This is a genomic window from Jeotgalibacillus proteolyticus (assembly GCF_050107735.1).
In the GTDB taxonomy this organism is placed as follows: domain Bacteria; phylum Bacillota; class Bacilli; order Bacillales; family Jeotgalibacillaceae; genus Jeotgalibacillus; species Jeotgalibacillus proteolyticus_A.
In genome coordinates, this window is record NZ_JBNILO010000003.1 from 416,332 (window position 1) to 435,168 (window position 18,837).

At 41.8% G+C, this 18,837-nt stretch carries 21 protein-coding genes and 1 riboswitch; of the genes, 6 read left to right on the top strand and 15 right to left on the bottom strand.

From position 1 onward, the window contains the following. Positions 1–49 precede the first annotated feature (49 nt). From ACQCT8_RS07315 to metK, 7 genes are all read right to left on the bottom strand, one after another. Positions 50–1,165, bottom strand: a complete 1,116-nt coding sequence (locus ACQCT8_RS07315) for an ABC transporter permease (protein ID WP_426869822.1) — start codon at positions 1,163–1,165, stop codon at positions 50–52. After that, positions 1,162–2,424 (bottom strand): ABC transporter permease, encoded by a 1,263-nt coding sequence (locus ACQCT8_RS07320; RefSeq protein ID WP_426869823.1) that lies wholly within the window; start codon positions 2,422–2,424, stop codon positions 1,162–1,164. The genes ACQCT8_RS07315 and ACQCT8_RS07320 overlap by 4 nt, the downstream gene beginning before the upstream one ends. Before the next feature lie 13 nt (positions 2,425–2,437). After that, on the bottom strand, positions 2,438–3,370 hold the full coding sequence (locus ACQCT8_RS07325) for an ABC transporter ATP-binding protein (protein WP_426869825.1): 933 nt from the start codon (positions 3,368–3,370) through the stop codon (positions 2,438–2,440). Positions 3,371–3,543: 173 nt separating this feature from the next. Next, on the bottom strand, positions 3,544–3,786 hold the full coding sequence (locus ACQCT8_RS07330) for a hypothetical protein (protein ID WP_426869827.1): 243 nt from the start codon (positions 3,784–3,786) through the stop codon (positions 3,544–3,546). A gap of 89 nt (positions 3,787–3,875) precedes the next feature. Then, complete coding sequence (locus ACQCT8_RS07335) at positions 3,876–4,526, bottom strand: response regulator transcription factor (protein ID WP_426869828.1); 651 nt, start codon at positions 4,524–4,526, stop codon at positions 3,876–3,878. Beyond that, positions 4,523–5,617 carry a sensor histidine kinase gene (locus tag ACQCT8_RS07340; protein ID WP_426869830.1) on the bottom strand — a complete coding sequence of 365 codons (1,095 nt, stop codon included), beginning with the start codon at positions 5,615–5,617 and terminating at the stop codon, positions 4,523–4,525. Before ACQCT8_RS07340 ends, ACQCT8_RS07335 begins: the two co-directional genes overlap by 4 nt. A gap of 141 nt (positions 5,618–5,758) precedes the next feature. Continuing rightward, a complete protein-coding gene (metK, locus tag ACQCT8_RS07345; RefSeq protein WP_278242241.1) occupies positions 5,759–6,958 on the bottom strand; it encodes a methionine adenosyltransferase in 1,200 nt (399 codons plus the stop codon). A gap of 160 nt (positions 6,959–7,118) precedes the next feature. Further along, positions 7,119–7,264: riboswitch (SAM riboswitch) on the bottom strand. Positions 7,265–7,445: 181 nt separating this feature from the next. Between metK and pckA the strand changes: the two genes are divergently transcribed. Next, entirely contained in the window at positions 7,446–9,038 is a 1,593-nt protein-coding gene (gene pckA / locus ACQCT8_RS07350; protein ID WP_426869832.1) for a phosphoenolpyruvate carboxykinase (ATP), read from the top strand. A 166-nt stretch (positions 9,039–9,204) separates the two neighbouring features. Here pckA and ACQCT8_RS07355 read toward each other — a convergent pair whose 3' ends face one another. The 3 genes from ACQCT8_RS07355 to ytkD are packed head-to-tail and all read right to left on the bottom strand — an operon-like array spanning position 9,205 to position 10,740. After that, the gene (locus tag ACQCT8_RS07355; RefSeq protein WP_278242243.1) at positions 9,205–9,447 is read right to left on the bottom strand and encodes a DUF2584 domain-containing protein; all 243 of its coding nucleotides are present in this window, start codon (positions 9,445–9,447) and stop codon (positions 9,205–9,207) included. Positions 9,448–9,461: 14 nt separating this feature from the next. After that, positions 9,462–10,259, bottom strand: coding sequence for an alpha/beta hydrolase family protein (locus ACQCT8_RS07360; protein ID WP_426869835.1), 798 nt, complete (start codon positions 10,257–10,259; stop codon positions 9,462–9,464). A gap of 4 nt (positions 10,260–10,263) precedes the next feature. Next, a complete protein-coding gene (ytkD, locus tag ACQCT8_RS07365) occupies positions 10,264–10,740 on the bottom strand; it encodes an RNA deprotection pyrophosphohydrolase (RefSeq protein WP_426869837.1) in 477 nt (158 codons plus the stop codon). 141 nt (positions 10,741–10,881) lie between these two features. Between ytkD and ACQCT8_RS07370 the strand changes: the two genes are divergently transcribed. After that, on the top strand, positions 10,882–11,742 hold the full coding sequence (locus ACQCT8_RS07370; RefSeq protein ID WP_426869838.1) for a DUF6612 family protein: 861 nt from the start codon (positions 10,882–10,884) through the stop codon (positions 11,740–11,742). A gap of 202 nt (positions 11,743–11,944) precedes the next feature. On the opposite strand, the gene ACQCT8_RS07375 is transcribed toward ACQCT8_RS07370, so the two are convergent. After that, the gene (locus ACQCT8_RS07375) at positions 11,945–12,337 is read right to left on the bottom strand and encodes a hydrolase (protein ID WP_426869840.1); all 393 of its coding nucleotides are present in this window, start codon (positions 12,335–12,337) and stop codon (positions 11,945–11,947) included. Positions 12,338–12,496: 159 nt separating this feature from the next. On the opposite strand from ACQCT8_RS07375, the gene ACQCT8_RS07380 reads away from it, so the two are divergent. Then, the gene (locus ACQCT8_RS07380; RefSeq protein WP_426869841.1) at positions 12,497–12,742 is read left to right on the top strand and encodes a DUF6154 family protein; all 246 of its coding nucleotides are present in this window, start codon (positions 12,497–12,499) and stop codon (positions 12,740–12,742) included. 161 nt (positions 12,743–12,903) lie between these two features. Here ACQCT8_RS07380 and ACQCT8_RS07385 read toward each other — a convergent pair whose 3' ends face one another. Further along, positions 12,904–13,347 (bottom strand): Dps family protein, encoded by a 444-nt coding sequence (locus ACQCT8_RS07385; protein ID WP_426869843.1) that lies wholly within the window; start codon positions 13,345–13,347, stop codon positions 12,904–12,906. A gap of 164 nt (positions 13,348–13,511) precedes the next feature. On the opposite strand from ACQCT8_RS07385, the gene ytzI reads away from it, so the two are divergent. The 3 genes from ytzI (at position 13,512) to ACQCT8_RS07400 (ending at position 15,193) form a co-directional block, all read left to right on the top strand. Beyond that, positions 13,512–13,691: a YtzI protein gene (gene ytzI / locus ACQCT8_RS07390; RefSeq protein ID WP_426869845.1), complete on the top strand. Its 180-nt coding sequence runs from the start codon at positions 13,512–13,514 to the stop codon at positions 13,689–13,691. A 7-nt stretch (positions 13,692–13,698) separates the two neighbouring features. Beyond that, a complete protein-coding gene (gene yidD, locus ACQCT8_RS07395) occupies positions 13,699–13,938 on the top strand; it encodes a membrane protein insertion efficiency factor YidD (RefSeq protein ID WP_426869847.1) in 240 nt (79 codons plus the stop codon). A gap of 97 nt (positions 13,939–14,035) precedes the next feature. Then, entirely contained in the window at positions 14,036–15,193 is a 1,158-nt protein-coding gene (locus tag ACQCT8_RS07400) for a metal ABC transporter solute-binding protein, Zn/Mn family (RefSeq protein ID WP_426869849.1), read from the top strand. Positions 15,194–15,274: 81 nt separating this feature from the next. On the opposite strand, the gene menC is transcribed toward ACQCT8_RS07400, so the two are convergent. The 3 genes from menC to menB all read right to left on the bottom strand — a co-directional run bounded on the left by menC (position 15,275) and on the right by menB (position 18,826). Further along, positions 15,275–16,375 carry an o-succinylbenzoate synthase gene (gene menC, locus ACQCT8_RS07405; protein WP_426869850.1) on the bottom strand — a complete coding sequence of 367 codons (1,101 nt, stop codon included), beginning with the start codon at positions 16,373–16,375 and terminating at the stop codon, positions 15,275–15,277. Continuing rightward, positions 16,372–17,832, bottom strand: a complete 1,461-nt coding sequence (locus ACQCT8_RS07410) for an o-succinylbenzoate--CoA ligase (protein ID WP_426869852.1) — start codon at positions 17,830–17,832, stop codon at positions 16,372–16,374. The genes menC and ACQCT8_RS07410 overlap by 4 nt, the downstream gene beginning before the upstream one ends. A 175-nt stretch (positions 17,833–18,007) precedes the next feature. Then, a complete protein-coding gene (gene menB, locus ACQCT8_RS07415; protein ID WP_426869853.1) occupies positions 18,008–18,826 on the bottom strand; it encodes a 1,4-dihydroxy-2-naphthoyl-CoA synthase in 819 nt (272 codons plus the stop codon). Positions 18,827–18,837: the final 11 nt, after the last annotated feature.

Consider the following 18,837-nt stretch of genomic DNA (forward strand, 5'->3'; position numbering starts at 1 on the left):
CTCTCCTTTCGGTTCGTAAACGTTTCATAGTAAAAGCCGCATAAATTAGTTAAACATGTCTTTTCTCCATTAAATGAATGCCGAGACCCATCATGACGACTCCCATGATGACCAGAATACTAATTGGAAAAAGCAATTCTTCCACTTGAAAACCGTAAACTGCGACCCCATTTAGAATTTCCATCCCATAGGTGAGAGGGTTTATTTTAGATAAAGCCAGCAGGAATTCTGCTTCCACAATCTCGATCGGCCAGTAAGCACCGCCAATCATCGCCATACTGATTGCAAGAATCGGAATCACAGCATTAAATTGCTGAGTCGTTTTTACAAGTGCGGTCAAAAATATCGACATAGCGACAATAGCAAATACATAGGGGATTACGATCAAAAGAGCCTCGATGAACCGGCCGTTAAAGTCCACTCCCACCCAGTAACGGAATATCAGAAAAATGATCACTACCTGTAGGTATCCTTCAAAAAACGTGTACAGTAAATTTGCCGTATACATCTCCCATTTTTTTACCGGTGATAAAATAATACGGTCCCATATTCCATCCTTCTTTTCAATTAATATAGGCAGCACATTATACGCAATCGTATAAATAACGAAGAAGAGAGTAAAACCAAACAAGGTTTGAAACGTACTGTCATACATCCAGGTGTTTGTTCCTCTAAAATGGCTGTTTGAAATGGTGAAAACGGGTGCTTCCTGAGAGAGCCTTAATTCATTCAGCAGCTTTTCCTGATCAGCCTGATTTTCTCTTCCTGATGCAGCCATAATTTCCTCTTCTTGATACTGCTTTCGATACAAATCTGATAGTGTATTTTCAATAAGTGCTTCATTCGGAGAATCGACGCCTACAATAAGCTGATACCCTTCATTTGTAAGGATGGCACCCGCTTCTGCTTTTCCGTTCGTTATTCTTTCTTCCAGTTCCGCTTTTGATGTCCAGTCAAAAGAATAGGTCTTATTTTCCTCCAATGCGTTTCCAATAAAAGAGTCTTGCACCTCTTGATCTTCAGCATAAAGCGGGACATGAACAGTTGCAGGACCTCCTGACCCTCCCAAAACGAGTGCAAAACCGATCGACATACCGGTAAAAATAACAAAGGTAAGCGGCTTACGAATAAACAATCTTATCCTTGCCAGAAAAATTCCAATCATATGTTTGACCCCCTTTTTGGAAAACTGAAAGCCGCAGCTGCGATGGCGGCAAAACCAAAACAGACAAGAAAAATAAGGTGCTCACTGATTGCTTCTAATTCATCTCCGCGCAGAACGGCTAAATATGCAGACATTCCAGCTCCGTTCGGTGTAAAATTACCGAGTGTTTGAAGTAACACAGAAGAATCTCCTAATGGAAAAAAACTTCCCCCTAAAACCGCCATAATAGTAACTAAAATACTTGAAAAGAAACTCGTAACAACTTCTGATTTAAAACGGTAGCTTATGGCTGTCAATAAAGCAGCGATTCCCCCCACTGAAATGGCAAAAGCCAATGAAACGAGTAAAAAGAGTGGTATATTCGCCCAGGATACGTCAAAAAATACCCAGGCAAATCCAAATACGATCAGCAGATGGCAAAATGAAAAAAGAGTACCTGAAAGACAGACAGCGCTAAAGTAAATCCATCGGGAGACATTGGCGAGTATGATCCTGTTAAAAACAAAGATCTTTCTCTCAAGAAAAGCAAATGTCCCTATGGTCGAAGCGACAAACAGCACATTCATTACAGCCATTCCCACTGTGTAATACCCTTTAGAGGTGACGGGTTGACTTTGATTGATGGAGACTGTTTCACTAAAACGCATCTCCTCTGTGGATTGCAAGATGCTTGGATCTAAATTATTGGACGTTAGGAAATTTGCAAACCCAATCTCTTCCTGATAGTGTACGAGAATATCATTCACTATTTTTGCTCCAACCTGGCTGCCCTCATTGTTCAGCACAAGAAGCGCTGGCTGATTGTTTTGATTAGTCAGCATTCCTTCTAACATTTCATAGGTGAAATGCTCGGGAACTTCAATTGCGGATGTATAGGTTGAATCATTGAGGATTTGATCTTTATCCTTTAAATCCATTTCTTGAAAATCAATAAATGCTTTGATGTCTTCATGACCAAAAACCTTACTCTTTAATGTCTGAATAAACCTGAAATCCTCATCCTTCTGAATGCTTTCAATCATTTCAGGAGGGATTTCATCTGAAAAATCTTCAATAAACCGGTCTATTTGTTTTTCTTCATCTTCGTGTTCAATCAGTGCAACTTTCAAATTGATTTTTGTAGGCTCTCCATTCATGGTCCCTCCGAGAGCCGTCCCTAAAATTGTAATCAGCACAATTGGAAGACCGACTACTAACAGCAGCTGCATCGGATTTCTCCATAAAAGCAAGCCTTGCTTCTTTATAAATTGCCATATCATTTGAGCTTCACCTCTAATCTCTTAATGCTCTTCCGGTCAGATGGAGAAAAACGTCTTCCAATGTAGGAGTTTTAATGTCTAGAGAATGCAGATCCAGCTGCGAATCCTCCGCCATTTTGATAAGCGGGGAGAAAATATTCACTTCTTTTCCTGCCATAATCGTTATTTCATTTTCACTAACCACCACGCGGTTAACAAGAGGATTTTCTTTTAAACTCGCGATAAACGCTTCATTCATATTATCAGCTTTCAATGAGATCACTTTTTCTGCCGACAGGATGCTTTTGATTTCATCTTTTGTGCCGGAAGCAATTAGATTTCCCTGATCCATAATGTAGATTCTGTCACATAAAAATTCTACTTCCTCCATGTAATGACTCGTGTAAAGAATGGTCATTTGTTTTTCCCTGTTAAGGCGTTTGACCGTTTCAAGAATATAATTTCTCGACTGCGGATCAATGCCAACTGTCGGTTCGTCCATAATAAGAAACTCGGGCTCATGTAAAAGAGCTACACCAATATTCAGCCGCCGCTTCATTCCTCCCGAATACTTCTTCACAACATCTTTGCGTCTGTCTGTCAAACCAATGAGCTTTAACACTTCATCTATTTTTCTTTTTAATTCAAGACCTTTAATGTTATAAATTCTTCCGAAAAACTGAAGATTCTCTTCAGCAGTTAGATCACTGTAAAGTGCGATGTCCTGTGGAACCATGCCTACAATATTTCTTAGTGGTGCAGGGTTTTTCAGAATGCTTTTTCCGTTGAAATTCACATCGCCTGATGAAGGTTCTACAAGAGAAGAAAGCATGGAAATGGCGGTGGATTTTCCAGCTCCATTTGGACCAAGCAGTCCGATAATTTCCCCTTTTTCAATAAACATATTTAAATTTTCTACAGCATAAACCTGTTTAAACTTCTTGGACAAGTTAATTAATTCAAGCATTTCCTCACCCTCCTGTTCATTTAGCTTATGCTCCAGCCAAAGTGGATAAAAGTGGCTGAGGTCATAAGTTTCTTCTGTTGAAGTGACCTGCGTCATTTTAAATATAGAAAAGAATGCCCTCACGAGTAAAAAGCTGATCGTGAATGCATTCTCGTTATGTAATGCTTTTTTACTTAATTTAAAATCTGCCAGTTCAGTAGGACATACAGGAAGATAATTAGAAGAACAAAAGATAAAGTATATTTCAAATAATTCTGTTTTCTGTCTTTTTCATAAATATAAGCTTCAACAAAGATAGCTGTGATCATCAAATAAAAAACAATATCATGCCTTACAAAAGCATAAGCCAGTATCCCAACAGCTACTGTAATTCCTGCAAGGACATCAAAATCTTTATTTTTTGAAATCCGTTGCAAGTTGCTTCCCCCTTTTAAATGGTCACTGTCCCTCCGAAAACTCAACGATGTTTACTTTATACATTTTAAACTGGGACTTTAATCTACTTTCAGCGTTCGGACAATTCATTTCGAACGGCATAAATGGCTAATTGAGTCCGGTCCCGAAGATCCAGCTTTTGGAGAATAAGTGTCAGATGATTTTTTACCGTCCCAACAGATAAATACAGCTTTTCTGCAATCTCTCTATTTGTCTGCCCTTCCCCAACTAATTTGATAATGGCTAATTCACGAGATGTAAACGGGTGGGCTGCTTTAGAGGGGTTTTCTTTTTTATCCCGCTGCAATAATCGCGGCATCACTTTTGCAGCTACTTCATCATGAATGGTTAAGCCCCCGTTCATACAGCTGTAAACAGCATCAAGAAGCTTCCCGGATTCTGAGGTTTTCAGCAAAAATCCGTTCGCTCCTTCTTTTAGAGCCTGCATCGCATATTCTTCATCGTTAAAGGTAGTCAGGATCAGCACTTTTATCGCCGGCCACTGCTTCTTGATTTCACGGGTTGCTTCTATGCCATTCATTACCGGCATTCTGATATCCATCAAAACCACATCGACAATATGACTTTGCAGGATTTCAATGGCTTTTCGTCCGTTTTCTGCTTCATGTGCCACACGGATGGACGGGTCCTGTTCAAGTATAATCTTAAGTCCTTGCCTTACTATTGCCTGATCTTCAACAAGCAAAATGTTCAAATTCATACTGTCTCCCCCCATAGAATCGGAATTGCGCCTCTGACAATAAATTCTTTTTCAGTCTGGTAGGCTTCCAAACTTCCATTAAGCTCTTCTGCTCTTTTTTTCATATTGGTTAACCCAAAACCGTATGAAAAAGCCTCTGCTCTAAATATAGAATTTCTAATCTCGAATGATAATGAATCTGCAGCAGATTTTCCTAACGTTATATGCACTTCTCTTGATTGAGCATGCCGCATCGCGTTTGTTAAGGCTTCCTGTATGACGCGATAAAGCACAACGCTTGTTTCATTTGATATTGGGATGGATAATACTCCTTGTTTCATCGTAAATTGCACAAGAATATGGCTCTCCGCTTCGAGCTTTCTTATTAAATGCACGACGGTTGCAATTCCTTCGTTTTCTTCTGTTTGCAGCGCTTTAACCGCATGTCTGGTTTCATTCAAGCTCTCCTGGGCCATTCGTTTTAGCTCTCCGTAACCCGTTTTGTTGTCCTGTATCGTGAGGACCTCCAGCTTCATAATAAGTGCTGTCAATCGATGCCCTACTGAGTCATGGATGTCGCGGGCAATCCTTGTCCGTTCCTCAAGCCTGGCATTCCGTTCTCCAGAGATGCTTAATAGCTTTACTTTACGGTATTCATTTAAAAGGGTTTCATAAATTTCTTTTTGTTCATTGCGTTCCAGGATCATTCTGTTTAGCTTGAAAACAGGGAAATAAACAAGTGCACTCAGAAGCAGCCATTCAACTGACCGACCCTCGCTAAGCCAGGTTATGATGAGAGAAAAAAATAAATTCAGTAAAAGATAAGAAAGTAAATAAGATTGCTTTAATCGGAATGATGCTTCAATTGAAAGGTACAGCAGAGCTAAAACAGCCAGACCAGCGTCTGTCTGCAGCCAAAACGCATGAGGAAAAATGAAGAGTGTCAGTCCAACATACAGGAAAAAGAGGCCTTTATTAAGAGATAAAAAAAAGTAGACGCTCAATGCACCTGCAAAAACCAGAATGCTTACAGGTCTGTTTTCGCTTTGAAATAAGATGATAAGAATCCAAATAAAGCTAAAGAGGCTGAACCTCACCCAAAATTGTTTCATTTACATTCCTGCCTTTACTAAAATTCTTTTCTGCAAGGATTACATTGCTTATTGTCATGATACCGCAGTTATTTTAATAAATATATCCAAAAAAAATCAGCTGGGAAATTCCCAGCTGACTCTAAAATACATCATTCTTTTTTATCTAGCTGCCTGTTCCTTCAAAGCATCCGCTTTATCCGTTTGCTCCCAAGGAAGGTCAAGATCATTACGACCGAAGTGGCCATAGGCTGCCGTTTGTTTGTAAATTGGGCGGCGCAGGTTAAGCATACGGATAATGCCTGCAGGACGCAGGTCAAAATTGCTGCGCACAAGATCGATCAGTACATCTTCTTCTGCTTTTCCTGTACCAAATGTATCGATCGAGATTGATACAGGCTGTGCTACACCAATTGCATAGGCAAGCTGAACTTCAACCTTGTCTGCAAGTCCTGCTGCGACTAGATTTTTTGCAACGTAGCGTGCAGCGTAAGCACCTGATCGGTCAACTTTTGTTGCGTCTTTACCGGAGAAGGCACCTCCTCCGTGACGAGCATAGCCTCCGTACGTATCCACAATAATCTTACGCCCTGTCAATCCAGCATCCCCTTGTGGTCCGCCAATGACAAAACGGCCCGTCGGGTTAATAAAGTATTTTGTTTCCTCGTCGATCAAATGCGCCGGAACAACTGGCTTAATCACATGATCCTTTAGATTGCGCTGGATCTGTTCAAGGCTGACTTCCGGGTGGTGTTGAGTGGAAATAACAATCGTATCAATACGAACCGGTTGATTGTTTTCATCATATTCTACTGTTACCTGTGTTTTACCGTCAGGCCGCAGATAAGGAAGAATTTCTTCTTTGCGTACTTCTGTTAAACGACGTGATAATTTATGAGCAAGAGAGATCGGAAGCGGCATTAATTCATTTGTTTCATTACAGGCAAAGCCGAACATTAAGCCTTGATCTCCTGCTCCAATGGATTCAATTTCTTCATCAGACATTTTGCCTTCACGGTCTTCTAGCGCCACATCCACACCGGCAGCGATATCAGCAGACTGCTCATCAATTGAAGTCAGTACTGCGCATGTTTCTGCATCAAAACCGTATTTTGCACGGGTGTAGCCAATTCCCTTTATGGTTTCACGAACGATTTTAGGAATGTCTACATACGTAGAGGTTGAAATTTCTCCGGCTACAAGCACGAGTCCCGTAGTAACAGATGTCTCACATGCTACTCTGGCATTCGGATCATCCTTTAAAATAGCATCCAAAATAGAATCTGAAATCTGATCGCAAATTTTGTCCGGATGTCCTTCTGTAACAGACTCAGACGTAAACAAATGACGTTTTGTTGACATAGTGTCTCCTCCTTGTGAAGCGTATATGTTGGACGGTACTCATTACCCTTAGAGATCGAACGTTAACCTTTTGTAGATCATCCAAGTCATGGCACGACATAAAATAAACCTTCCCCCGCTTGGTTCATGAGGAAAGGTTTTGTGGAAAGCGCGCCTTTCACTCTTATCGTTCAAGGCATAATTAGCCCTGCTACAGGTTAGCACCTTCGCTCCATGTGAGTGAATCGCAAAAGTCACGGGGACTTTCTTGCAGAGCAGGTTGCTGGGTTTCATAGGGCCTGTCCCTCCACCAGCTCGGGATAAGAGTATCCGTTCAAAAAACTATCATACGCAAATGAAACCTGGATGTCAACTCACAAAGTACTTTTTTCTGTTAGAATGAATAAGTAAGTAAATCACTTTAATAGTATAGACTATTTAACTCAATGTGTTATACTAATGTCGAACAAAGGTGCATGATATTTTTTTATTAGGGGTGGGAATTATAATGAACATAATCCGAAAAACAACTGATGTATCTGAATTGCTAAATAAGGACCATGTCCACCTGAATCTTTCAGTGCCAAATTTGGTAGAAAAGATTCTCGAGCGCGGTGAGGGTGCCCTTACTTCCTCCGGCGCCGTAAAAGCCGAGACCGGTACATATACAGGCAGGTCTCCAAAAGATAAATATACGGTTGATGAACCATCGACTAGAGATCAGATTGATTGGGGAAACGTGAATCAGCCGATTTCCGCAGACGTATTTGACCGGCTTTACACGAAAATCATCAATCACCTTCACGATCTTGATGAAGTATTTGTATTTGAAGGTTTCGCCGGAGCGGATGAAACCTCAAGACTTCCGATCCGTGTCGTTAACGAACGCGCGTGGCACAATTTGTTTGCTCACCAGCTGTTTATCCGGCAGAAGCAGGGCGATCAATGGGACAATGGCGGAGAAAAACCGTTTACCATTTTATCTGCTCCTTCGGTAAAGGCTGATCCAACCACTGATGGAACCCGTTCTGAAACCTTTATTATCGTGTCATTTGAAAAAAGAACCATCCTGATCGGCGGGACTGAATATGCTGGGGAAATGAAAAAATCTATTTTTTCCATTATGAATTATCTTCTGCCGCAAAAAGATATTCTGCCTATGCACTGCTCGGCCAACATCGGAGCGGAAGGTGATGTAGCTTTATTTTTCGGTCTTTCCGGAACAGGCAAAACCACTCTTTCAGCGGATGCGGACAGACGTTTAATCGGAGATGATGAGCATGGATGGTCGGATAATGGCGTCTTTAATATCGAAGGCGGCTGCTATGCAAAATGCATCCAGCTGTCACGGGAAAAAGAACCGCAGATTTTCGATGCCATCCGGTTTGGATCTGTACTGGAGAACGTTGTATTAAATCCGGATACAAAAGAAGCCGATTATAACGACTCCTCTTTAACGGAAAATACACGAGCCGCTTATCCGCTTCAGGCTATTTCCAACATTGTGGATCCAAGTAAAGCCGGACACCCGAATACCATCATCTTTCTGACAGCTGATGCATTTGGCGTGCTGCCTCCCATTTCAAAATTAACGAAAGAACAGGCGATGTATCACTTTCTTAGCGGATATACTTCAAAACTCGCCGGTACTGAGCGGGGCGTGACGGAACCGGAAGCAACTTTTTCCACCTGCTTTGGATCGCCATTCCTACCTCTTCGTCCGACAGTCTATGCTGAAATGCTTGGAAAGAAGATGGCACAGCATGACGTGGAGGTCTTTTTAGTTAATACCGGCTGGACTGGGGGAGCTTATGGTACAGGAAGCCGCATGAAATTGTCTTATACACGTGCTATGGTGCGTGCTGCCTTGCACGGTGAACTTACCAATGCTGAAACAACGAAAAGCGGATTGTTCGGACTTGAAACACCTACCCATGTACCAGGTGTACCGGATGATGTGCTGATTCCGCGATTCGCGTGGCCGTCGGAAAAAGAATATGAAGCCAAAGCTGAAGAACTGGCAAATCAATTTAAAGAAAACTTTAACAAGTTCTCCAATGTGGATGAAAATATCATTAAGCTTGGCGGACCGATTGTATAGTACTTGCTAAAATTGAAACGGCAAAAAGCCTGAGACAACAGTGTCTCAGGCTTTTTGACCAGTTTACTGCGTTCAAGGATGTGAGTTTAACCCTTTTCCAAGCTTTACCTTGCGCAGTCTTATTCTGCCCTCAATTTTCATTGGTGCAAAATTGAACACGGCTCTATCAGTTGCTCGATTGAAGTGTTAAAAGCTCATAGGAAATGATGGTGGACTGGTCTCTCCACTCTAACCGGTGAATCTGCCCGGTTCCGCTTAATTCCCCTTCTTTCGTTCTCTTAACTTCGAGCGGTACATGCATGGGGTATAAACGGTAGCCTTCTTTAATAAGCTGAAAAAAATTTTCCTGCTGCCTGTGCTCTTTTCCTTTTGTCACAATCATGGTATTTACTTCTAGCGGCATTCCCACTTGCATCTCTCCTCCTATTCTAAATCAGCCTTCTGCATTTTCATCCAGCTGCAAAGTTCCTTTACGGTCTTTCTATTATAAATCGGTGGAAATACATGATCAAATTTATCATAATACATCGTTTCCACTTTTTTGTTCAGTTCTTTCAGTCTCTTTTCTAATCGATATGCGTGCTCAATAGTAACATTCGTATCTTTTGCTCCGTGAATAATAAGCACCGGTGCTTCCATGGCCTCCAATTCATAAAGTGGAGTTCTGTATTTATAAGCGTCTTCCTTTTTAGCAGGTGTACCGCCGATTACTCTTTTCATCATCCTTCTCAGATCTTTTCGTTCCTCATACGTTAATGTCAGATCTGATACTCCTCCCCATGTTACAACAGACGCAATGGAAGAGAATTCAACTCCGGCCTGGAGCGCCATTACGCCTCCTCTTGAGAAGCCGAATACATGAATTTTATGATTGAGAACACGTGGATGCTGCTGGAGCAGACGAACGCCTGAAAAAGCATCTTCCCGATCTTTCCCTGCAAAATCCTCATTTCCCTCGCCGCCTCTGTTTCCGCGATAATAAGGAGCAAAAACAATAAATCCCTGATCTGCAAATTGTGCGATTCTTGAAGGACGCACCATTCCTACATTTTTTATGCCTCCTCTTAAATATAAAAACCCATCGAGATTTTCATTGCCTTCAGGTTCAGCTAAAAGCCCTTTTACTTTTAATCCCGCTGACCACATTGTAATAAGAAAAAGAGCTACGCGGGGATTAGGGGAAGGAAACGGAATTCTGGATATGATCTCTCCATCTTTCATGTTTTCACCCCTTTCTGTTCAGATGGTGTTCCCAAAAATGCAGTGCATGAATCAGCACATGATCCTTCATTAAAAAACTGAATTCCTCTCCCATTCTCAAGCAATGTAACTGCCCCCCCACTAGTAGTGGTCCGGCAGTCTCAAAGTAGTGCTCCTGAGAATGGACCTTGACGAGTTCTGTGAAAAAAACCGCTTTTATAAACGGAAACTGATCCTCCACTTTATATTGACCAATATAATGCAGTTCACCCGCTTCTCCACCCAGCTCTTCTCTAATTTCCCTAATCGCTGCTTCCTTTAGGGTTTCTCCTGCTTCCACCTTGCCGCCAGGAAATTCAAGCCCTCTTTGCTTATGTTTTGTTACGATCCATTTATGTTGATAGCGGGTTAAAATCCACACATGTTTTGGTTCTTCCCCAAAAGGAAGCTTTTCAAAAGAAAAATGAACTCTTTTCCCTACAAAATCATTAAATACGTGCAAATAACCCCTCCTTAAACAACCCAAAACTGGTCTTAATTTGTTATCTGTGGAAACTTTTAGTCGGAATATGAAACTTTTTCTACTTTTAATCGTACTACCTATAGTACAGCATCTAAAAAAAATCAAAAGGAGAGATTCACTTTGCGAAAAAAATGGACAATCGGTTTGACCAGTGCTTCTTTAGCACTTGTACTAGCAGCCTGTTCGGATACAGCAGATCCTGTTGATGGTTCAGATGAAAACGAGAATTCAGATTTAACACTGGAAGAAGTATACGAAAAATCTGTTCAAGCTGGCGAAGACATCTCCAGCATGGAAGCTGTCATCCAAATGGATCAAAATTTGACGATCCCAAGTGAAGAAATGGAAATGAAGACCGCTTCCACAATTGAGATGGACATGGTCTTAGAACCTCTGGCACTTTACCAGAAGGTTGAAACGACAGGTGAAGGCATGATGGAAAGCGAAGAAGCCATGACTGTAGAATCTTATCTCACTGAAGATGGATTTTATATGTATGACGCTGCCTCAGAGCAATGGACAAAGCTCCCTAAAGAAATGTCAGACGAGATTATACAATTATCAAATTCTCAGAATCAGCCTAACGAGCAGTTGAAAGCACTAGAACCATTTATGGAAGATTTCTCGTTTGAACAAGATGATTCTTCTTATATTTTAACGCTGAATGCCTCAGGTGAAAAGTTTAGCGAGTTTTTAATTGAACAGGCAAGTGAAACAATGCCTGACCTTGGCATGGGTATGTCTGCTGAAGAACTGTTCGAGGATACGCAGTTTGAGGACGTCATGTATGAAATCGAAATAGACAAAGAAACCTTCCTCCCTTCACGTCTGGATATGGATATGACCATGATTATGACCATGCAAGGGGAATCTTTGGAAATTGATCAGCAGACAGAAACCGTGTATGAAAATTTTAACACGATCGATGAAATCACCGTTCCCCAGGAAGTACTGGACTCTGCTGTTGAAACACAGAGATAATTTTTTCTTAGCTTCAGTTGATATGTTTTTTAACTTTAAATCCTGCAGGACATGACGGCAAGCTGAGCCCCTAATGCAAGCCTGAGGAGGGCTCAGCGCCGTTCCTGCTGAAGCGTACGCCTGACTCGAAGAGAATCTGTTGTAGAGCTTGAGACTCTTTTGTCTCAGGCTCTTTTTCATCTTTTATTGGCTTTAATCCTCTTCATTGGTCATCAACCGGAGAAATTTTTTCATCCAGTTTGTGATCGCCCTTCACCTGAATAAATGGATGCTCTTTTGTAGCAGGTACGATCCCCATGCTTTCAATGTGCTTAACTGCAGCTTCGTCACCTATTTCATGAATATAAGAATAAATTTCGACCAGAACGCTGTCCTGCTGCCGGTTCGGCTCATCATCATGATATTGGACATAAGGTGTTTGAGCACGGACAGCACTGTCAAATCCAATGTCATTATTTTGATCAAATAAGTATCGGAGTTTGCTGATTTGATCATCTGTTGCATCTACAACAAATTCATAAGGGGAATATTCACCGCTTCGATTAATTTCACCTCGCGCCACCGAGACATAATATGTTTTTTTCATGTCGTCCATTGTTCTCCCTCCTTTTCCTAAAGTATGTCCATTTGCAGCGCTCTTCAAAGCTTTTTTTAATGGTTTAAATCAGTGATATTGGGTATAGTTATTTATATACCACTTACCCCTTTGAATTTTGGCCAGCATGACACAACGCGAAATGGGGATGAACCTTTGATGAAACTTGTAGATGAAATTCTTGAAATGTACAGAGGAAAATTGCGCGGAACCCAGGAAGATCTGGATATTATTGCTTTTACCATATTGGAGCAGCTTAACCGGGATGAACTTCTTTCAATGGTGAAAGATATGTCGGAAGACGAGCTTGCTTATTTTATCAGACTCTACATAGTAGAATCGCTGAAGGGGAAACTTGACCAAAGCGAAAATGCATCTGAAGAAAACGAGAACCTTTACCATTGAAGAACAGTTGCATTTCTATAAAAATCCGTCACGGAACTGAGTGATGTCAATGACTTTATTTGACATCACTCAGTCTTTTTTTGCTAAATTTTTCGTTTTATTCTTAAAAAAGCACCTGCTCTGTAATCGGATTACAGAGCAGGTGCATATTAAGATATTTTTTATTTTCCAAGAAATGAACGAAGCATCCACGAGTGTTTTTCAAGACTTTGATGAACAGAAAGCAGCATATCTCCAGTCATTTCATCATTAACGCTTCCTGCAATTTCCATACCTTCTTTTAAATGGTTCATAAGCGTTTGAAAATCATTATATAATGCGTCCACCATTTGATCGGCCGACTCATTTCCTGATGCTTCCTGAACAAGCGAAAGCTCCAGCGATTCCTTTAACGTAGCAACAGGTTCTCCCTGTAAAGCAAGAAGCCTTTCAGCAAGCTCATCAATATGAACACCCGCTTCGTTGTAAAGTTCTTCAAATTTTTCATGAAGCGTGAAAAACTGGTGCCCTTTTACGTACCAGTGGTAATTATGTAACTTGGTGTAAAGCACAGTCCAGCTTGCGATTTGTCGATTTACATTTTGAACTAATTGATCTTGTGGCATTGTTCATCCTCCTAATGGGTAATCTATATTTAATGTTTACCACAAGTTGTTTAACTTAAACCAATTGACTTTTTAATGCGAGCTGCCTCCTGAAGATTCTTAAAACATGAAACAAGAAAAAAACATCGTTGGATGCTAAACTGAAATGGAAGGAGTTGAATTCCATGTCTTTAGGCGGTCTTATGTTTCTGTCTATTTTGGTCATTGTTTTAATTACTGCTCTATTTATTATTGCAACGAACCGCGGATATGATTATGAGCATACAGTTGATCCTCTTCCAGAAAAAAACAAGCCTGTTAAAAATACAGAACCTCCTTCAAATTCATCAATTGATGAAAGGTGATTTCTAATTGAGTAAACTACTGCTATCCATTATTTCTTTTTACCGGAAGTTTATTTCACCCCTTACTCCTCCAAGCTGCCGGTTTTATCCCACCTGCTCCCAATATGGAATGGAAGCCATTCAAAAGCACGGTGCGCTAAAAGGCGGGTGGCTGACTGTCAAAAGAATTTCAAAATGCCATCCATTTCATCGTGGCGGAATCGATTATGTTCCTGAAAAGAAACCATCAAAGAAAAATAAATCTTGATGGTTTTTTCCTTGCATTATTTAAGAATCCATAGTATATTATGCCTTGTTGAATATAAATCGTAATTATTACTATTTAAAAATGAGGTGCAGTAAAAGTGAAAAAATCCGCTTGGGTACTGCTGCTTGCGTCCACCACTTGGATCCTGGCAGCATGTAATACAGAATCAACATCTGATTCAAATGAGAAATTGGAAGTGTACACGACCGTTTATCCTCTGCAGGACTTTGCGGAAAAAATAGGCGGAGAGTATGTGGAAGTAGAGACGATCTATCCACCAGGTGCAGATGAACATACGTATGAACCGTCTCAGCAGGATATGATTAAGCTTGCTGAAGCTGATTTGTTTTTCTATATAGGTCTTGGGCTCGAAGGCTTTGTAGATAGTGCAACCGATGTACTGGAAAGCCAGGAACTGGTCATGGTTCCCACTGCTGATTATATAACGGATGAGGAGCTTGAAGGCAGCGCAGGTCATGATCATGCCCACGATGAAGAGGAAGATGCTCACGACGAAGAAGAGCACGCTCATGATGAAGAAGAGCACGCTCATGATGAAGAAGAGCACGCTCACGATGAAGAAGAGCACGCTCACGATGAAGAGGAACACGCTCATGACGAAGAAGAGCACGCTCATGACGAAGAAGAACATGCTCATGACGAAGAAGGGCACGCTCACGATGAAGAAGATCATGCTCACGAGGGACATGAAGGACATGACCATGGAGATGTAGATCCTCATGTTTGGCTGGATCCGGTTCTTTCAAAATCTCTCGCAGAAGCGGTAAGAGATTCTCTAGTAGAAGAGATGCCGGAGCAGGAAGACTACTTTAATGAAAATTATGAAGAAGTGATTTCGCAGCTCGATGAAGTGAATGAATCCTTTGAGCAATTGGCTGATGATGCACAAATCAATCATTTATTTGTGTCCCATGCAGCTTATGGATATTGGGAAAATCGCTACGGCTTTGAACAAAATTCCATTGCAGGCATCTCAACAAGTGACGAACCATCGCAGCGTGAATTAACAGAGGTTATAGAGCTTGCTAAAGAAAATAACATTCAGCATATCCTATTCGAGCAAAATGTATCTTCCAATTTAACTGAAGTGATTCAGCAGGAGATCGGTGCAGAGGCACTCCAACTCCATAATCTTTCAGTCCTGACTGAAGAAGACATTGACAACGATGAAGATTATTTTTCTTTAATGGAAAAAAATATCGAAACTCTACGCACAGCCCTTCAGGCAGAATAATAATCAAGAGCCGGTCTCCAAGAAAAAGGAGCGGCTCTTATTTTTTCTATATTTCATTTTCACTTTCATTCAGCTGGCCCTTCACTTTACTACCTCGTGCTGAGTGCGCACTTCCTCTACTCTTTCCCAGTCAATTTCCACACCTATGCCCGCCCCTTTAAAAGGGTGTATAATTCCGTTGCTAACCTGTACTTCAGGTGTTGTAATATCCTTTTTCCAGTAGCGCTTAGAGGATGAAATATCTCCAGGGATTGAAAACCCTTTAAGTGTAGCCAACGCAATATTATGTGCCCGGGAAACGCCGAATTCAAGCATTCCTCCACACCAGACCTGAATGCCATGCTTTTCACAAAGATCGTGAATGCGGATCGCTTCTGTTATACCGCCGACCCGTCCTATTTTTATATTGATCACCTTGCAGCTGCCGAGCTGAATCGCACTCCAGGCGTCCTGAAATGAAGTAATGCTCTCATCAAGACAAATCGGTGTTTTTAATTTTTTTTGAAGCGCAGCATGCTGAACTAAATCATCGGGATGAAGCGGCTGTTCAATCATTTGAAGTCCAAAGGCATCTAGTTCATGTAAGTCTTTTTCAAATGAGGAATAGGAGGAGTTTGCATCTGCTAATATCGCCATTTCAGGGTAAGAATGACGAATAGCCCGGAGTCTTTCGAGGTCATTCCCCGGTCCTATTTTCACTTTAACTCTTTTGTATCCGTCATTTTTTGCATGGTTTACCTGTGCAAGGAGCTTTTCTATTGTGTCTGCTCCCACTGCAACCCCTGCCAGAACTTCTTTTCTTGTACCGCCTATCACTTTTGAAAGGGGCTCTCCCTTTTTTTTCGCGTAGATGTCCCATATTGCCATATCAAGAGCAGCTTTTGCCATTGGATTTTTCCTGACTGCTGCCATCCTCTCAGCGGCCTCCTTGGGACAAGAAAAAGACTTATTTAAGAGCATAGGTGCCAGGATATCTTTTATCATATGGAAGCAGGTTGCCACCGTTTCTTCTGTGTACCAAGGGGTTGAAAAGGCTACTGCTTCCCCGTATCCGGTTGCTCCACTCTCATCGCGTGCTTCTACAAGAATCCCTCTCCTGCCGGATACACTGCCAAGACTTGTCACAAACGGGGCAACGAGATCCATTTCAATTACATGAAGATCAAATTGAGTGATTTTCACAGCTTTCCGCCTTTCTTCTTCAGCTCACGGCGCAGCAGTTTATTTGATGCATTTCTTGGAAGCTTGTCCATCCACATAATCTCTGCTGGCACCTTATACCCTGCAAGCCGTTTTCTGCAGTAGGCTATGAGCTCCTGTTCACTAAGAGCGGGTAAGGATTTTACTGCATAAGCAACGGGAACTTGCCCCCATTTCGAGTCGTTTCTTCCCACTACAGCTGCTTCTATAACACCGGGATGAGAAGTGAGTTCTGCTTCAATCTGCGCAGGATAAATATTTTCTCCCCCTGAAATAATTAAATCCGATCTGCGATCAAGAACGTATAAAAACCCTTCCTCATCTAAATAGCCGATATCCCCTGTATAGAACCATCCCATTTTAAAGGATGATTCGTTAGCAGCCGGACGATTCAAGTAGCCGCTAAACACTGCAGGTCCTTTTACCGTAATTTCCCCAGCTGTATTTTTCATGCATTCTTTATCATTTTGATCCACGATCTTTATGTCATTCATAAATAGAGGCTTGCCTGATGACCCAATTTTCCTTCGGCTGTCTTCAGGACCAAGTGTGGCAAACTGGGAGGTGGTTTCAGTCATGCCATACGTTTGATAAACCGGGATACCTGCTTCAAAACATTCTTCTAACACATGCTCAGCAGCCGGGCCGCCTCCTAGCAGCATACATCTAAAATCAGTATGATATCGCTCATTGCCCCTTACCGCAAGAAGTCGCGAGAGCATGGCAGAAACCACTGAAATCATGGTCACAGTTCCCCCTGTTAATTCTTTGTGAATAGCCTCTTCATCAAATTTCTCATACAGCGTGACGTGGTTTCCATATATTACACTTCTCATTAAAATAGAATAGCCGCTTATGTGAAAAATGGGAACGGCGCAAAGCCAGCGGTCTTTCGTATCAAGTCCGAGATTAATCGCTGCTCCCATGGCATTTGAAAAGTGATTCTCATAGGATTGCTGTACTCCTTTTGGTTTTCCAGTCGTTCCAGAGGTGTACATAATGGAGCAGTTTATACGGTCGCCTTCAGTAAAAGGTTCGGTGGACGGCATCTGCCGTTCAATATGGCCTATTGTATAAACGGGAAGGATTTCCAAACAAGTTTCAGCGTCTTTTTCAAGACGGTCTTCGACAATTAAACACTGCGCTCCGCTGTCCATTAATTGAAACGTCCATTCCTGTACCTGCAGCCTTGCATTAAGAATGACGGTCTCTTTTCCGAGTTTCTGTAAAGCATGAATTAAAAAAACAGCTTTTGCTGTATTATGGATAAGCAGCGCTACCGGTTTTTCTGTTAGTTGAAATGACTGCAATTTACGTGCCATTAAGTTGGTTTCCTCAAGCAGCTGCCTGAATGTCCAATTAGCTCCTTGGAAGGACAATGCTGATCGATTTGGGGTCAGGGCAGCCCTCTTGGTGAGCCAGTGACTGGTTGGATTCACTTTTGTTGCTCCTTTCCTGCTGCATAACTTTTGATCAAATTATTTTATCAACTAATTATAGCATTCTCATTTTACACATGTAATAAAGGGGAAGGCAGGACAATAAGAATCCCTTGGTTACTGTGCAGCTAAAAAAAACAAGCCTGCAGATTTCCCGCAGGCTTGAATACATTCATTATGGAAAACGCGGAAACTGGCCAAAATCAGGCTTGCGTTTTTCTTTAAAAGCATCTCTGCCTTCTTTTGCTTCTTCAGTAGTATAATACAACAGTGTAGCATCCCCGGCGAATTGCTGAAGACCTGCAAGACCGTCTGTGTCTGCGTTCATTGCCGCTTTAATGAAACGAAGGGCAGTCGGGCTCTTTTCAAGCATTTCCTCGCACCATTTAACCGTTTCATCTTCCAGCTGATCAAGAGGGACCACGGTGTTTACAAGACCCATATCCAACGCTTCCTGAGCATCATATTGACGGCAAAGGAACCAGATTTCTCTTGCTTTTTTATGTCCGATAATTCGTGCAAGATAGCCTGAGCCATAGCCTGCATCAAATGATCCTACATTAGGTCCTGTCTGTCCAAATACAGCATTGTCTGCCGCAATAGTCAGGTCACATACTACATGCAGCACGTGTCCGCCCCCAATTGCGTAGCCTGATACCATTGCTACAACAGGTTTTGGAATCACACGGATTAAACGCTGCAGATCAAGTACGTTTAAGCGGGGAATCTCATCTTCTCCCACGTAGCCGCCGTGCCCGCGGACACTTTGGTCTCCGCCTGAGCAGAATGCTTTTTCTCCTACTCCAGCCAGCACAATTACCCCAATGCTTGCGTCATCACGGGCATAAGCAAAAGCATTAATCAGTTCCATAACCGTTTTCGGACGAAACGCGTTGCGCACTTCCGGTCGGTTTATCGAAATTTTAGCAATACCATTGTACGTTTCGTACAAAATATCTTCGTAGTTTCGTTCCTGTACCCACTCTCGAGTCATGAAAAGAAACC

Excerpts from the sequence above, each read along its gene's own strand:
- ACQCT8_RS07315 (WP_426869822.1), bottom strand. The coding sequence starts at position 1,165 with ATGATTGGAATTTTTCTGGCAAGGATAAGATTGTTTATTCGTAAGCCG.
- ACQCT8_RS07320 (WP_426869823.1), bottom strand. The coding sequence starts at position 2,424 with ATGATATGGCAATTTATAAAGAAGCAAGGCTTGCTTTTATGGAGAAAT.
- ACQCT8_RS07325 (WP_426869825.1), bottom strand. The coding sequence starts at position 3,370 with ATGCTTGAATTAATTAACTTGTCCAAGAAGTTTAAACAGGTTTATGCT.
- ACQCT8_RS07335 (WP_426869828.1), bottom strand. The coding sequence starts at position 4,526 with ATGAATTTGAACATTTTGCTTGTTGAAGATCAGGCAATAGTAAGGCAA.
- ACQCT8_RS07340 (WP_426869830.1), bottom strand. The coding sequence starts at position 5,617 with ATGAAACAATTTTGGGTGAGGTTCAGCCTCTTTAGCTTTATTTGGATT.
- metK (WP_278242241.1), bottom strand. The coding sequence starts at position 6,958 with ATGTCAACAAAACGTCATTTGTTTACGTCTGAGTCTGTTACAGAAGGA.
- pckA (WP_426869832.1), top strand. The coding sequence starts at position 7,446 with ATGAACATAATCCGAAAAACAACTGATGTATCTGAATTGCTAAATAAG.
- ACQCT8_RS07360 (WP_426869835.1), bottom strand. The coding sequence starts at position 10,259 with ATGAAAGATGGAGAGATCATATCCAGAATTCCGTTTCCTTCCCCTAAT.
- ACQCT8_RS07375 (WP_426869840.1), bottom strand. The coding sequence starts at position 12,337 with ATGGACGACATGAAAAAAACATATTATGTCTCGGTGGCGCGAGGTGAA.
- ACQCT8_RS07380 (WP_426869841.1), top strand. The coding sequence starts at position 12,497 with ATGAAACTTGTAGATGAAATTCTTGAAATGTACAGAGGAAAATTGCGC.
- ACQCT8_RS07385 (WP_426869843.1), bottom strand. The coding sequence starts at position 13,347 with ATGCCACAAGATCAATTAGTTCAAAATGTAAATCGACAAATCGCAAGC.
- ytzI (WP_426869845.1), top strand. The coding sequence starts at position 13,512 with ATGTCTTTAGGCGGTCTTATGTTTCTGTCTATTTTGGTCATTGTTTTA.
- menB (WP_426869853.1), bottom strand. The coding sequence starts at position 18,826 with ATGACTCGAGAGTGGGTACAGGAACGAAACTACGAAGATATTTTGTAC.